The sequence below is a fragment of the Pseudomonas sp. RW407 genome (assembly GCF_003176655.1).
In the GTDB taxonomy this organism is placed as follows: domain Bacteria; phylum Pseudomonadota; class Gammaproteobacteria; order Pseudomonadales; family Pseudomonadaceae; genus Pseudomonas; species Pseudomonas delhiensis.
Window position 1 is genome coordinate 296,483 of the sequence record NZ_QGSL01000091.1, and the last position, 15,330, is coordinate 311,812.

A 15,330-nucleotide genomic window follows, 5' to 3' on the forward strand; every position below is an offset into this window, starting at 1 on the left:
CGCAGAGGCATCCATGTCCCAAGACATTCACGCTCACCGGATCCTGATCCTCGACTTCGGTTCCCAGTACACCCAGCTGATCGCCCGCCGCGTGCGCGAGATCGGCGTGTACTGCGAAATCCACCCGTTCGACATGAGCGACGATGAGGTTCGTGCCTTCGCTCCGCGCGGCATCATCCTGGCCGGCGGCCCGGAGTCGGTGCACGAGCTGGACAGCCCGCGCGCGCCCAAGGCGGTGTTCGACCTGAACGTGCCGCTGTTCGGCATCTGCTACGGCATGCAGACCATGGCCGAACAGCTGGGCGGCAAGGTGCAAGGTTCGGACCTGCGCGAGTTCGGCTATGCCCGCGTCGACGTGGTCGGCAAGGCGCGCCTGCTGGACGGCATCGAGGACCACGTCGATGAAGACGGCGTGCTCGGCCTCGACGTGTGGATGAGCCACGGCGACAAGGTCACCGACATTCCCGAGGGCTTCCACATCCTCGCCAGCACCCCGAGCTGCCCGATCGCCGCCATGGCCGACGACGCCCGCGGCTACTACGGCGTGCAGTTCCACCCGGAAGTGACCCACACCAAGCAGGGCGGCCGCATCCTCTCGCGCTTCGTGCTGGACATCTGTGGCTGCGCGGCCCTGTGGACGCCGTCGAACATCGTCAACGACGCCATCGCCACCGTCCGCGCCCAGGTGGGCAACGCCAAGGTGCTGCTGGGCCTGTCCGGCGGCGTCGACTCCTCGGTGGTCGCGGCCCTGCTGCACAAGGCCATCGGCGACCAGCTGACCTGCGTGTTCGTCGACAACGGCCTGCTGCGCCTGCACGAGGGCGACCAGGTGATGGCCATGTTCGCCGAGAACATGGGCGTCAAGGTGATCCGCGCCAACGCCGAAGACAAGTTCCTCGGCCGCCTGGCCGGCGTCGCCGATCCGGAAGAGAAGCGCAAGATCATCGGCCGCACCTTCATCGAAGTCTTCGATGAGGAAGCCACCAGGCTGCAGGACGTGAAGTTCCTCGCCCAGGGCACCATCTACCCCGACGTGATCGAGTCGGCCGGCGCCAAGACCGGCAAGGCCCACGTGATCAAGTCGCACCACAACGTCGGCGGCCTGCCCGAAGACATGCAGTTCGAACTGGTCGAGCCGCTGCGCGAGCTGTTCAAGGACGAAGTGCGCAAGATCGGCCTGGAGCTGGGCCTGCCCTACGACATGGTCTACCGCCACCCGTTCCCCGGCCCGGGCCTGGGCGTGCGCATCCTCGGCGAAGTGAAGAAGGAATACGCCGACCTGCTGCGCCGCGCCGACCACATCTTCATCGAAGAGCTGCGCAACTTCGACTGGTACCACAAGACCAGCCAGGCCTTCGTGGTGTTCCAGCCGGTGAAATCCGTCGGCGTGGTCGGCGACGGCCGCCGCTACGCCTGGGTTGTGGCCCTGCGCGCGGTGGAGACCATTGACTTCATGACCGCCCGCTGGGCGCACCTGCCCTACGAGCTGCTGGAGAAGGTCAGCAACCGCATCATCAACGAGATCGAAGGCATCTCCCGCGTCACCTACGACGTGTCGAGCAAGCCGCCGGCGACCATCGAGTGGGAGTAAGGGAAAGGATATTCCCCATATAAATCAATATCTTGGAAGATGTGGGAAAAGATAGTTGATTAGCTGGTGACTCTTCTAAGTTGTTGATTGTAAAGGGTGAAAGATTTAATTCTTTACCCTTTAGGTATCTCTAGGAAGCGAATCTGACGGTAAAACCGTCGGTTCGCAGATGCCCCTTCGACTGAGCTTTGTGTGCACAGCCATAGCAATACCGTCTCTGACGGTAGTAATTGTTCTTATTGCTCAGAGTTCATGCGCGGCGCAGGGATATGCGGGTCTCCTGATAGATGACGGCAGTTGGCCGTCTTAATCAGGAGACCAATCTTAATGCTCACCGACCTTGCCCTACGAAACCTTAAGCCTCGGGCGACCCAATACAAAGTCGCGGACCGTGACGGCATGTACGCTGTCGTCCCGCCGAAAGGCACTATTTCCTTTCGGTACGATTATCGGATCAATGGCCGGCGTGAGACGTTGACCATCGGTCGCTATGGCTTTGGTGGTATTTCTCTAGCCGAAGCCCGGGAAAGGCTGCGGCGTGCCAGACGGCTGCTAGGTGAGGGCGTATCACCCGCTCTACAGAAACAACGGGAGAAGGCTCGTGGGCCAGAGACCCAGACTTTCAGCGACCATGCGAGCCGATGGCTTTATGGGGCTGTAATGGCCGCGTCGACACGTGCAATGCGCAAGAGTGTGCGACTTGGGATGAGGTCGATGTCGACAAAGCTATCTGGACGATTCCAAAGCAGCGGATGAAGGGGAGGAGGCCGCACGTGGTTTACCTCTCGCGCCAGGCGCTCGACATTTTCGTGGCTCTGCATACCTGTGCAGCCGGTTCCAAGTTTGTCCTGCCGTCGCGCTACGACGCTGACTCTTGCATGTCCAAGGCAACCCTGAATCGAGTCACGCAGCTAGTGGTCAAGAGGGCTAAGGCTGCAGGCTTGCCACTGGAGTCGTTTACCGTCCACGACTTGCGCCGTACTGGATCAACGTTGTTGCACGAATTGGGCTTCAATCGGGATTGGATCGAGAGGTGCCTGGCGCACGAGGACGGACGGTCCTCGCGTTCGATCTATAACAAGGCCGAGTACGCTGAGCAACGACGTCACATGCTGCAAGAGTGGGCAGACGTGGTGGATGCTTGGATTAACGAGGAGATCTATGTGTCGAGACTTATGCCGAAGAGCGCTGTAGTGCCAATATTGAGCGCGACGGTCTGAGATACCTGCAAGGTTGCCATTTGGCCGCCTTGCAGATTGCCCGGCGCAACTTCAATATCCAGTCCACGCTGACCGTGTGGCCGTACCAGCTGCTGTTCATAAGCCGGGGAACTTCACGGTGAGCACGTCGCGCAAGCTGCGGCTGGGGCCGCTGCCCAAGACCGAGAGCATCAAGCTGACCTTCGCGTGTCCGGCCACGCTCAAGGCCGACCTCGACCGCTACGCGGCCATGTACGCGCAGACCTACGGCGAAGCGGTCGATGCGACGACGCTGATCCCCCACATGCTCGAAGCCTTCATTGCGAGGGATCGGGCATTCGAGCGTGAAAACAAGAGCGAAAAAGCCGCTCCTGTCTGAGCGACGGATGCGCGCTAGTTTTAAATACCAAACTTCCGTACGAGTTCATCTACTCTCATGAACCGGTGATCTTGACGCAAATTCGGCGCGGCCTGACCGATGGCATCAAGGCACTGGCGCAGTTCCTGTGATAGCCACGATGGCTGCTCGCCCAAGATGGTGAATAACAGCCGCAGCGCGTCTTCTGGAAAACGGGTGGATAGGCCGGATTCCTGCAACCGATGAATCACATAGTCGGGATGTTGAACCACTCGCAGCCAGTTTCCGACCGTCGCCATTGCCGACGGGAACTCACCGCCTGCCGCGACACAAAGGCGAGCTAGCGATTCGGCATTGGTGCTCGATGCCTGGTCATTGGATTTCGGCCAGATCTTTTCCCAAAACGGCAAGACCCGGTTCTTCCAGTAATCTTCGCGCTGGTCGCCTGCGCCTTCCAGCGCGCGCACTAGGGCTTGAGCCGATTCCCGCAGACCATCGGCAGGAAGTGCGCGGATGGCAGTGGCCAGCTGCGCTATGGTGAAGGTGTCGCCGGGATCGAGCGCAGCGAATGTCAGGAACGCCGCGAACTGCTCATTGTGCTTGCCCAGCTGCGAATAGTGATTCACCGTATCAAGAAGAGCTGGCTTGATCGCTTCCATCAGCGGGCGATAAAGCCGTGGTGACCAAAGGAAACCTTCCCATGCTGCCTGCGCTTCGGTTTCGGAACGATTCCAGTCGAGCAGTGGCAGAAGGTGTTGCTCCGACCAAGCCTTATCCACCCGGAACAACGAGAGGGCGTGGGCTGCTAGCAATACCCGACCGTGCCTGAACTTGGCGACCTGCGTGTCGCAAAGCGCCGTGAAGATGGGCTTGATGGATTTTGGTAGTCCTTGTCCGTCGTCTGGTTCTCGGCGATACCACCAATCCAGCAATGCCTGCGTCACATGGCCGACAGGGTGATTGATGGCGCGGAAGACCGGATCATCTGTGTCGCCGTCGTCATCGAAGTCCAACTGCAAGATGCGTTGGGCCAGCGTTAGGAAGTGATGCTCGTGGCTCTCGAAGGTTTTCGCCACGGCTTGCAACCACCAACCGATGCCGTGAGACAAGGTTTGCACCAAGTCATCAGGGGCACCGACGACAACTGGGGCCATGAAGTGCCACGAGCGATCGCGCAGCTTTTCTTCCGCCCAGGCTTGCAGCGCATCGCGCCAGCGTTCGACCGGCCAATTGTTCTGCTGCGCGAGCTTGCACAAGGCGTAGGCCGTTGCCTGAAACATCTCTGAGCACAGCTTGCGCCAGTCGTCCTGCTGCGAGTCTTCCAGAACGGGATGTGCCAACAGGTAGTTCAGCACCCCACGCCTCGTGCGCGGAATAGGAGTGAACGGCTTCCACGGATCGCGATCACCGACCCAACCGCCTCCCATCCAGATGGGAAATTCGTCACTCTCATCCGCTGCAAGCTGCCAGGGGTACTGCGCTGAGAGGGCGTCGAGCCGCGACCGTGCTGCTTGACTGAGCGTTGCGCCCGCGTGGGCCATTTTCGCAAGCCGCAGCCATACGCCGTGATCAACAATGTTGTTCCAAGCATCAGGCTCGATATCTGTGCGGTACAGATCGCGTGGCGGCCCGGAAAGAATGGCATGCTCCAGTTCGTTCAGCATCGTTGCATCCAGTTGCGGAGCCAAAGAAACCAGCAGACGCATGGTTTCGCGCCTGGTTTCTTCCGACCAGAGCCACCGCCGCTCATCCGCCAATAGCCAGTCGAGCGCCTGCCGAAGCGGAATGACACGCTCCTGCGCGGCGGCAAACAGCGCGAGGCGTCGGAATACTGGATATGCCCCGTGCGCCCAGGTCTCGGCCACGATTCGTGCTCGTTCCGGTGACTTCATGGCGGCTGACAACCACGCATCGCGGGTCAGTTCGATTAACGCTGTCCAGTCGTGAAAGTCCTTGTTCTGTGGGTGATCTGAAATCGAAGGTTGATGGACATACGAATGATCGTTCTCGCTATCCACACCACCAAGCTCACGCATCAAGTCGAGCGCGTCGCGCAGCAAGGCGCTGAAGTTGTCCAGCAGTTCCGGCAGTGCCGCCGTCCACTGTTCGTTCTTGGGCATGTCGCGCAGGGCAGAATGAACGTGATCCGATGCCAGCACGATTTCCCATTCCACAATACCCTTGATGCGATCCTGCGCTTCGTCGTCGCCGTCCGCGCCAGACCAGCGGAACGGCTCGCGCAGTGACAGGCAAGGTGTCAATGTCTCCCGAAGAGCCAAGCGCACGCTGGCGGTCAACCCATCGCGCTTGAATTGATCGCGCCAACGGTAGAGGCTTAGGTCGCGCAGCCCGGATCTCACATGCCCGTTGAGCAGCAAGCGCCAGAGCGTTCGCATCGCGGGACGGGGAATGGCGTTGGGTGCGCTTGCTCGAATGCGATCCAGTTCGGTGGTGTTGCCACCGTTTGCGAGCTTGTCCAGTTCGTCGAGACGGCGTTCGATCAACCAAATCAATTGGTCGTGCAATTGGCCGCCGCGCTTGATCAACCAGATCAACAGTTTCGAATCGTCAAGGTGGCGGAGCAGCCAGTGAGCCAATTGGGACATCACCGCATCCCAGCGGATGTTGCGAGGCCCGGCATTGACAATCGCCATCCACGGCGCCAGCGGATAAGGCGCTGGCCTGCTGGTTAGGCTGTAGGAAAGCTTATCGTCCACGGCAGCTTGGGGCGGAACGCCGAATCGCCCCAAGTCGGCGTGACGGTACAGTTCCTGACTCAACGGCTCCAGCCAGTCCAGTGACGGCACTGGGTCGAGTTCCGCGAACCGCTTTGCAGGCAAGCCGCCCGGATCACTCAATGCCCACAACATCCGCCCGACGAAGTCGTCCTGCTTCGTGCTCGCCAGCGGGCGGGCGATGGCGCATTCGACAACGATACGTTCCTTGCCGCGTACACCGTCGCGGTAGGTGTTTGCCCAAGCGCGTAGGGTCTTGTGCAGGTAGGCGTGATGCTGATGCTCGCGGTAGAGGATGGGCGTGACGTTCTTTGCCTTCCATTCGCTGGCGCGATCGACCTCCTTGCCTCTGGAATAGCTGCCGAAGGCGAACATCTCCGGCGGAGATTCCCCCAGTAAACGGTCGGCGGCCAACGCATCCATCATGTAGCGCAACACCGGATCGTTGATGCTGTACCCAACGAAGCAGACGGTGAAGTTGCGGAACAATTCGCTCACGAAACGAGCGGCCCAGCGTTCTGTCAGGTAGGCCAGCCCAAAGTCTCCGCTGGAGACCACGAGCCGATCCAGATCGCCTGCCGTTGCCGTCGCGGGCAACAGGCCGTGCAGATACACCAGGCCGTCCCATCGGGTCTTCGGTACGGGGAGCAGGGGAGCCCTGAAGTCTGGAAACGACAGCGATTTCGCTGCCCTGACTTCCTCGAACAGACGGTCGAAGTTGGTTGTGATGAGTCGTGTGCGGCCCTCGCGATTCTGCGCCAGCGTCAGTAGGGCTTCGTGTGTGGCCGTCGCGTTCGGGGCGGTGAGGTTAGGCGTCAGGATCGTCGCCAGTTCGCTGCGCACCTTTCCTCGGCCACCGACGACATCCGCTTCCAACAGGCCAATGGCGGTGTCGAACTGCCCGGCCTTGATCGCGGACTTCTGTACCAGATTTGGCGTGACCGAAAGGGCTTGATAGAGCTGGTCCACCAGACCGGAAAAGCCGGGTAGCCGCGCGGGGTAAGAAATGCCCGCGCCGCAGAAGAACACTACACGCCCGTCTTCGTGCGCCTGCAGCAGGCGTTCGGGAATGTCAGGGCCGTAGCGGACAAACTGCATTTAGTGGTATCCGGTAAAAACTCGCTCTAATGAGCTTAGTGGAGATCGCTTACTCAGCGGAGTGGTGGTCGTTTTGCACGGGGCTTAGTATCAGCATGGATCGCGCCGCTTCCTCTTGTCATCGAGGCCATAGAGCGGCATCGATCCGAGAAGCCGGCCGGGATTTTCGAGTTGCTTCCTCCGTTCTTCGACACCGATTGCAAAGGATACGTAGAACAGTGCAGAGCGCGCCATTTGCATGACTCGGATCGCTTTGGCTTCGAGTTCGTCGCTGCCGATGGCGATACCAAAGCTGCTGTTGTTCGTCTCGTCGATCATGAACGGCTTGGCCCAACCTTCGCTTACACGCAGATAGGTGTGCTCCAGCGCATTGCGGATACTATGTAGTTCACGAGCATCAGCAGCGGTGGTCTGCTTGAGTTCGTCATCGAACAACTCCTTCGACAACCAGAACAAGCCACGCAGTGGCAGATTTTCGCGTTTCTCAAACTGCGGCAGAAGACGTGCCTTGTTCTCGACCATCCAGACGTTCTTGAAGCTAATTCTGTCTGGAGCCTTACCTAAGACCCAGTAGCGATCAACGAGAAAGGCGACCTTGTCGAGCAGTGAATAGGCGATGCGAAATGCCGTGCGAACCCGTTCACTGGCTAACGAATAGAGTGGATAGTCGAGCGTGTCAGTGAGCGCTACATCGCGATCAGAGAAATGGACCTGTGTGCTGCTTATCCCCTCGAACAGCATGAAGCGCGCTGAAACGTATTCTTGTTTCATCTGACTGAAGAAGCCGACAATTGGCGGGGGCAGATGTCCGTTAGGACGGTCGTTCAACCCCTCAGTCAGGGGCGGCAGCATCAGATCGTCGGTGGCTGCCGCGAGATGTAGTCCAAGATCGTTCAAGGGGCACAGAAAGAGGCGATGCTCAAGGCACCAGCGCCGGTAGGTACGTTCGATTTTCGATCGACCTTCATTGCCATGATGAAGGTCCTGCATCGCTCGAGCCGAGTCGATATCGACGGCGCCAGCAAGTTCCGCCGCCTGCTTGGCGAAATAGGCAAGAGCGGCTTGTGGATCAACGGAGTCATGGAGTGCATCCTCGGCCATCGTCGAACGAAGACTGTCGAAGGCATGCAAAGCCAGGATCGCACGCTCGCGGTTATCAACCATCATGCGGGCATAGCTTGTGAGTCCCTCACCACGGTTGCCCAGTGCCATCGCAAAGCCAGGAATGATCTTCAGAGCTGCGTCCCAGATGGCGATCGCATCTATCGTGCGACCGACCGTATTGAGTAGGTTCGCATGGTTAGTGAGTATCTGGCACCGACGAATCCTGTCGAGGTTCGCAAAGCCGGCATGGCTTGAGGCACGTGATAGTGCAAGCAGTTCCGCCTGCCGTTCGGGTGCTTCCCAAGACCAGGATTGTCGGACGTTCGCTATGCGTGACAGTGCCGCCCACGCATTGGCTCGGAAATACTCGACCAGTGCGCCATCCGAGTCGCCAAGTTTTCGCTTCGATAATTCGTCGAGCAAATAGAGTGAGCGTTTGCCGGCACGCTCGAAGGATGCGTCGAAGGCATCGTCGATCAACTTGCCGATGTGTGCGAGTGCCTCAGCATCGCTCATTTTCGTGATGCTGCGTTCGCACTGCTTTTTGAGGTATTCGAAGCCAAGATTAGTGGTCATCCTTCTTTTGATGTCCTCGGCAGGAGTCGTGGATTTCCCTGGAAATCGTCAGGGTAGCTGTGTTGCAGCCCTGTTCACCTTGGCTTCGGGGGCGCGGCGCATACTTTCAGCGACTCGTCGAACGATACAGCATTGCCTAGCATCACTTCGTCCACCAACATGATCCCCTATCGCGTTACTGTCTTGTCCAGGTATCCGGTTGCGGTGAAGTCGTCCTCTTCCATCGCGAAGCAGAGCAACCATATGAAGGGCGAACCGGCCGCCTCAAGCGCTATATCGCCCGAGAGGTGTATCACGTGATACGGCAGCGAAACCGCCAAATTGGACAGGCTCAAATTGTAGCTTGACGCTTGGAAGGACGTCCGCGGTAGCCAATTCACCAGTGCTGACTACCAGCGCTTGCTGAGCCGCAACACGCTGGTTCGCAGCATGAGTGTCGTTGGGTATTGTGGCGATAACGTTGCGTGTGAGGGCTTCTTCAGCCAGCTCAAGCGGGAGTGTGTGGCCTACCAGTCGTCTCGAATGCGGGATGAAGCAAGGGCCGAGCTATTCGGCTACATAGAGCGATTTCATAACCCCCGAATGCGCCGTAGAGTCGCCCAGCAAGATTTGAAATTTTCAGCACTTTTAAAATCGTCCGTAGAAATGGGGTAGAACCCAACAGACAAGGAGGATGTGAAGGCCTTCTTCGAGGCGCTGTTCAAGCGCTACGGCGCTCCAACGAACTGACTATCCAGCTCCGCGCTATTCCTTAGAGCTGACGGTGCGGAAGAGCCTGACGTCTTGCCGCTCATTCAGTATCATTACACATGATTGATGATAGGTCGGCGATTCTCCCAATCGTCCCGAATCCCGCGCCAGCAAAAGATATGCGCGTCTGACGGTAAAAGTGACGGAAAGCCCCTTGTCGATCACAGCCAAACCCTTTAGCCATGCGGGTTTGGGAGACCTGTTGATGATCGAGTGGGAATGAGTTAGCCTCCCGTCGGGCTATCAATCATGCTTGAAAGCCTGCTGTAACATATTGATCCATAGGGAGATATGTTGCGGCGGCTGTCGGTGGCCGCCGCCTGCCAGCGGAACGGGCTGGTGGTTGGCGCGGTCATTCGGGATCCTCCCGTACACTCCCCCCCTGACGGCAGAAGCCGTTACTAACCGTCATCCTCCTTTACGATTATCGTCTCAACGAGCACCGCGAACCCTGGCTGTCGGCATCAGGGCCAGCCGCTCTTTCTCTGGCCCTGGCCCGCGTAAAGTCGATGGCACGGTGTTCTCCTGGGCATCGGTTGCAGTTGGGCAGCGTTGGGTTTACCGTTTCAATGAAAAGATCAATATCAGTGATCTTTTTTTCCTTTTGTTAAACCGCTTCGATCTTGGAAGGTTTATAAAAACTGCATTTTGAACACGTTAAGTGATCAAAAATCAGGAAAGCTGAACCTGCTGCTGACCGAACTAAGTGACACACGGCTGATCTCGAGTCGCTGGCTGCGGGCCCACGGCTATTCCAATAGCCTCGTTGCGCGCTATGTGAGCAGCGGCTGGCTGGTGTCGCCTGCCCGCGGCGTGTACATGCGCAAGGGCGGCCGACTGCAATGGGAGGGCGTGGTTCGCAGCATGCAGCTTGGGGAAGGCATGCCGTTGCATGTCGGCGGCCGTTTTGCGCTGAGCCTGCTGGGGCATGAGCACTACCTGCGCCTGGGGGATGCCGGAACGATCACGCTATATGGGGCGGAGCGGCCACCGGGCTGGCTCGACAAGCTGCCATTGGCGCAGCGTTTCGAGTTCCTGGGCAGGGGAGCCTTCGATCTGCCGCCCTTGTCGTTCACCGCTGCGGTGCTCGAGAAGACGTTGTCCGAGCAAGGGCTGACCTGGTACCGGGCCGCGCCGGGCGCCGATGCCCTGGTCTGCTCCACGCCGGAGCGGGCCATGCTGGAACTGTGCGATGGCGTCATGGATGCAGCGTTGGTCTACGAGGCCGATGCGCTGATGCAGGCCATGACTACCCTGCGGCCGCAGCGGGTCGGCCTGCTGTTGCGCCATTGCCGCAGCATCAAGGCCAAACGGGTGTTCCTGGCGTTGGCCGAGCGCCATCGACACGCGTGGTTGTCGCGCGTATCGCTGGATGGTGTGGACCTGGGGCGGGGAAAGCGTGCGCTGGTGCCCGGCGGGCGATTGCATCCGACCTACCAGATCACCTTGCCGGAAGACCTCGATGAACACTTGGCTTGAGCGTTGGGACCGGCGCTATACCGACCGCGTGCGGCTCCTGGTCGAGATCCTGCCGCTGCTGGAGCGGGAGCCATGCTTTGCGCTCAAGGGCGGTACGGCCATCAACCTGTTCGAGCACGACCTGCCGCGCTTGTCGGTGGACATCGATCTGGCCTGGTTGCCGGTACATGACTACAGCGAAGATGCAAGGCTGATCGCGCAAGCGCTCGGGCGACTGGCCGATAGGCTGCGTGCCCATCCCTTGCGCCTGCAGGTGCAGGAGGCGGCAGGAGAGGGCGCCGGCGTCACGCGGCTGGTGGTCAGTCGCGGCCGGGCGCGTGTGCAGATCGAGACGACCCCGGTCATGCGTGGCACGGTGCATCCGCCGCGGAAAATGGTGGTGCGCCCGAGTGTCGAGGAGGTATTCGGCTTCGCCTCGGCGCAGGTCCTGGACTTTGCCGACCTTTATGCCGGCAAGCTGGCTGCCGCGTTGTCGAGGCAGCATCCCCGTGATCTTTTCGATGTCGGCCTGTTGCTGGAAGATGAACGAGCGGACCAATTGCTCTGGCGGACTTTTCTCGTCTACCTGACCTGTAGCCCCAAACCTGCCTGGGAGATGCTGGCGCCTCGGGTGCCCGCGGACTTCTCGGCGACCTTCGATGCGCACTTCAGGGGCATGACGGCCGAGCCTGTCGAGGCCAAAGCCTTGCTGGACATCCACGAGCGCCTGCTGACGTGCGTGGCCGGTTGGCTGGACGAGCCGTCGTGTGCATTCCTGCGCTCCATCGAGGACCAGAGGCCGGACTTCAACCTGATCGGGCTTGCGCCTGCCGCCGATCTGCCGGCCGTGCGGCGCAAGCTGCACAACCTGGCCCAGCGCACCGACGCCAAGCGGCTGGCGGATCGGAGGCTACTGGAAGAAACGCTGGCCGGGATCGTCGCCGCCAGATGAGGTGCTTACCCTCGCCTGCTGTGGCCTTGGAACTGCTCGATCACAAGGGGTGCTGGATCGAATGTTTGGCTTCACTCATGCTCGCCGCGTGGGTGAGCCCGGTGATCCGCAGGCGGGGAACCTTGCGTACGATGGTTGAGAGGGTAGGCGGGTATGGGCCCGCCTCCTTCTCGTTTCAGGCTGGTTGATACCGTTACGCCTCCTGTGGTCGCACGGAAGGTATCCCTCGGACTCGATGTTCCCGTCGTCGTTTCAGCGGCCGACGAAGTTCGCCTCGCGGCGCTCCAGGAAGGAGGCCACGCCTTCCTTGACGTCCTCGCTGCCCATCAGCGGCTGCAGGTCCGGCAGCAGGCGGCGGGCGGCTTCCGCTTCGCCTTCGGCCAGGGCCAGGCGGGCGCTGGCCAGGGTGGCGCGTACGCCCAGCGGGGCCTGGCGGGCGATGCGTTCGGCTATGGCCAGGGCCGCGGCGAATTCCTCGCCGGGGGCCGTGACTTCCTGGACCAGGCCCATGCGGTGGGCTTCCCGGGCGTCGAACTCGTCGCCGGTGAGCAGGTAGCGCATGCTGTTGCCCCAGCCGATGTTCTGCACGAAGCGGATGGTCGCGCCGCCCACGGCGTAGATGCCGCGCTTGACCTCGATCTGGCCGAAGCGGGCATCTTCCGCGGCTACGCGCACGTCGGCGGCCAGCATCAGTTCCAGGGCGGCGGTGAAGCAGACGCCGCGGGCGGCGACCACGATCGGCTTGGCCACCCGCCGCGCCGGGTCGAGGCCGAAGGGGTCGCAGGCGCCAGGGGGAAGGTCGGGGAAGCGGCCGCTGGCGAACTGCGGGCCCCACTTGTCCAGCTCCAGGCCTGCGCAGAAGTGCTGGCCCTCGCCATAGAGCAGGCCGCAGCGCAGTTCGTCGTTGCGCTGCAGCTCGCCGTAGGCCTCGGCCAGCGCCAGGTACAGCTCCACGTCCATGGCGTTGTACTTCTCCGGGCGGTTCAGCCCGATGCAGAGCACATGGCCCTTGCGTTCCACCTTCAGTTTCTGGCTCATGCCTCGTCTCTCTCGTCGTCAATGGCGGTGTGCCGCCGTGGAAGCGAAGTTATCCAGATAGCCTTCCGCGGCGCCGCTGTCCATGTCTGTCAGGCATTTGCTGAGGCTGCCCGGGATGCGACATCGCGCGCCGTCTTCGCGCTCGCCTTGCCACCGGGAAAATGAGAAAATATTGCATTTGCGAGATACCCGCAGGGGTTGGGGGAGACATGAGCTTTACCCGCAGACAGGTACTGGGCGGCATCGCCGGCCTCGCCGTGGTCGGCCTCGGCGCCGGCGGCGCGCGCCTCTGGCTGGCGCGCCCGCAGGTGACCGCGGAGCACGACTATGAACTGATCGCCGCGCCCATGGACCTGGAGCTGGTGCCCGGGCACAAGACGCCGGCGCTGCTCTACGGCAACCGCTTCCCCGGCTTCGAGATCCGCGCCCGCCAGGGCGACTGGCTGCGCGTGCGCTTCACCAACAAGCTGGACGAGCCGACCACCATCCACTGGCACGGTATCCGCCTGCCGATCGAGATGGACGGCGTGCCCTACATCTCGCAGCCGCCGGTGCAGCCGGGGCAGAGCTTCGTCTACCTGTTCAAGACCCCCGACGCCGGCAGCTACTGGTACCACCCGCACCTGATGAGCAGCGAGCAACTGGGCCGCGGCCTGGTCGGCCCGCTGATCATCGACGAGCGCGAGCCCACCGGCTTCACCCGGGAGAAGATCCTCTGCCTGAAGACCTGGCACGTGGACGAGCAGGGCGCCTTCACCGCCTTCAGCGTGCCGCGCGAGGCCGCCCGCGAGGGCACCCGCGGCAGCCTGTCGACCATCAACGGCGAGCACGTGCCGGTGATCGAGCTGCCCGCCGGCCAGGTGACCCGCGTGCGCATCCTCAACATCGACAACACCGTGACCTACCGCCTCAACCTGCCGGGCAGCGAGGCGAAGATCTACGCCATCGACGGCCACCCGGTGGAGCCGCGGGACCTCGACGGGCAATACTGGATCGGCCCGGGCATGCGCCTGGAGCTGGCGATCCGCGGCCCGGCGCAGGGCCAGGAGCTGTCCCTGCGCGATGGCGTGGTGCGCCTGGGCACGGTGCGCGGCGTGGCGCCGCTGCAGGGCGGTTCCGCCGAGTGGCCGCCGGCGCTGCCGCACAACCCGGTGAGCGAGCCGGACCTGGACAAGGCCGAGACCATCGACTTCAAGTTCGAGTGGGTGGGCGCCATGACCGACTACTCCAAGGGCCAGAGCAGCCCCTCGCTGTGGCAGATCAACGGCGTGGCCTGGCAGGGCGGCGAGGAGCACAAGCACAACGCGCCGCCGCTGGCCAAGCTGGAGCTGGGCAAGAGCTACATCTTCACCCTGCGCAACCTGACGCAGTACCAGCACCCCATCCACCTGCACGGCATGACCTTCAAGGTGCTGGCGTCCAACCGCCGCAAGATCATCCCGTACTACAGTGATACCTACCTGCTGGGCAAGAACGAGAGTGCGAAGGTGGCGCTGGTGGCGGACAACCCCGGCCTGTGGATGTTCCACTGCCACGTCATCGACCATATGGAGACCGGCCTGATGGGCACCATCGCCGTGGGTGACGCCTGGTGCGGCTGACCAACAGCAAGGGCCACCCGACGGTGAAGGGGCTGGCCCCGGTGATCGACCGCAGCCGCGACCGCGAATTCATGCGCGAGGCCATGGCCCTGGCCGAGCAGGGCGCGGCCCTGGGCGAGGTGCCGGTGGGCGCGGTGCTGGTGCTGGAAGGGCAAATTATTGGGCGCGGCTTCAACCAGCCGATCACCGCCCATGATCCCAGCGCCCACGCCGAGATGGTCGCCATTCGCGAGGCCGCGGCGGCGGCTGGCAACTACCGCCTGCCCGGCAGCACCCTCTACGTCACCCTGGAACCCTGCAGCATGTGCGCCGGCCTGCTGGTGCACGCGCGCATCCAGCGCCTGGTCTACGGCACCACCGAGCCCAAGTCGGGGGTGGTGGTCAGCCGCGGCGAGTTCTTCGCCCAGGACTTCCTCAACCACAAGGTGCTGGTGGAAGGCGGGGTGCTGGCGGAGGAGTGCAGTGCGATGCTCTCGGCCTTCTTCAAGGCAAGGCGCAAGGGGTAGGGCGCGGCGTCCTATGCATGGCGCAGCGGTGCTCGCGCCTACGAAAATCGATGCCAGCCGGTGATGTAGCAGCGGGCCCGGCTCGCGATTCGCACGCGGGGGGATGGTTTTAGCGTAGGGCGAATAACCGTTCGCGGTTATCTGCCGTTTTTCGTGGGTGCGGCGGATAACGCCTGAGGCGTTATGCGCCCTACGAATGGATTGCCGTCGGAGAGGTTGGTGCGGACGGTGGGCCGATCGCGGACGGAGTCTCCTACGGCCGTGCTTTCCTGGAACCGTAGGAGCGGACTTTGTCCGCGATCATGGCGGATAACGCTGTAGGCGTTATGCGCCCTACGAACTATCGCGAACGCGGAAACCCAGG

9 protein-coding genes and 2 pseudogenes are annotated in these 15,330 nt (G+C 61.6%); 8 read left to right on the forward strand and 3 right to left on the reverse strand.

Features of this window, described 5'->3' with window-relative positions:
* Positions 1-13: 13 nt before the first annotated feature.
* From guaA to DK254_RS13655, 3 genes and pseudogenes are all read left to right on the forward strand, one after another.
* Positions 14-1,591, forward strand: a complete 1,578-nt coding sequence (gene guaA, locus DK254_RS13645; RefSeq protein ID WP_109934200.1) for a glutamine-hydrolyzing GMP synthase — start codon at positions 14-16, stop codon at positions 1,589-1,591.
* A gap of 327 nt (positions 1,592-1,918) precedes the next feature.
* Positions 1,919-2,811 (forward strand): annotated as a pseudogene (locus DK254_RS13650) (tyrosine-type recombinase/integrase).
* Positions 2,812-2,929: 118 nt separating this feature from the next.
* A complete protein-coding gene (locus DK254_RS13655; protein ID WP_109934201.1) occupies positions 2,930-3,169 on the forward strand; it encodes a DUF2274 domain-containing protein in 240 nt (79 codons plus the stop codon).
* A gap of 20 nt (positions 3,170-3,189) precedes the next feature.
* Here the strand turns inward: DK254_RS13655 and dsr1 are convergent, their stop codons facing one another.
* Positions 3,190-6,981 carry an anti-phage defense-associated sirtuin Dsr1 gene (gene dsr1, locus DK254_RS13660; RefSeq protein ID WP_109934202.1) on the reverse strand — a complete coding sequence of 1,264 codons (3,792 nt, stop codon included), beginning with the start codon at positions 6,979-6,981 and terminating at the stop codon, positions 3,190-3,192.
* A gap of 90 nt (positions 6,982-7,071) precedes the next feature.
* Positions 7,072-8,661, reverse strand: a complete 1,590-nt coding sequence (locus tag DK254_RS13665) for an LA2681 family HEPN domain-containing protein (protein WP_177412061.1) — start codon at positions 8,659-8,661, stop codon at positions 7,072-7,074.
* A 363-nt stretch (positions 8,662-9,024) separates the two neighbouring features.
* On the opposite strand from DK254_RS13665, the pseudogene DK254_RS13670 reads away from it, so the two are divergent.
* The 3 genes and pseudogenes from DK254_RS13670 to DK254_RS13680 form a co-directional block, all read left to right on the forward strand.
* Positions 9,025-9,315 (forward strand): annotated as a pseudogene (locus DK254_RS13670) (IS3 family transposase); the annotation flags it as partial.
* A 744-nt stretch (positions 9,316-10,059) separates the two neighbouring features.
* Entirely contained in the window at positions 10,060-10,890 is an 831-nt protein-coding gene (locus DK254_RS13675; RefSeq protein WP_218281422.1) for a type IV toxin-antitoxin system AbiEi family antitoxin domain-containing protein, read from the forward strand.
* On the forward strand, positions 10,874-11,821 hold the full coding sequence (locus DK254_RS13680; protein ID WP_109934204.1) for a nucleotidyl transferase AbiEii/AbiGii toxin family protein: 948 nt from the start codon (positions 10,874-10,876) through the stop codon (positions 11,819-11,821). The genes DK254_RS13675 and DK254_RS13680 overlap by 17 nt, the downstream gene beginning before the upstream one ends.
* 252 nt (positions 11,822-12,073) lie before the next feature.
* Here the strand turns inward: DK254_RS13680 and DK254_RS13685 are convergent, their stop codons facing one another.
* A complete protein-coding gene (locus tag DK254_RS13685; RefSeq protein ID WP_109934205.1) occupies positions 12,074-12,859 on the reverse strand; it encodes a crotonase/enoyl-CoA hydratase family protein in 786 nt (261 codons plus the stop codon).
* 209 nt (positions 12,860-13,068) lie between these two features.
* Here DK254_RS13685 and DK254_RS13690 point away from each other — a divergent pair, with 209 nt between their 5' ends.
* Together DK254_RS13690 and tadA are read left to right on the forward strand one after the other, a co-directional pair.
* Positions 13,069-14,460, forward strand: coding sequence for a multicopper oxidase family protein (locus DK254_RS13690; RefSeq protein WP_109934206.1), 1,392 nt, complete (start codon positions 13,069-13,071; stop codon positions 14,458-14,460).
* Positions 14,448-14,966 carry a tRNA adenosine(34) deaminase TadA gene (gene tadA / locus DK254_RS13695; protein ID WP_109934207.1) on the forward strand — a complete coding sequence of 173 codons (519 nt, stop codon included), beginning with the start codon at positions 14,448-14,450 and terminating at the stop codon, positions 14,964-14,966. Before DK254_RS13690 ends, tadA begins: the two co-directional genes overlap by 13 nt.
* Positions 14,967-15,330 lie beyond the last annotated feature (364 nt).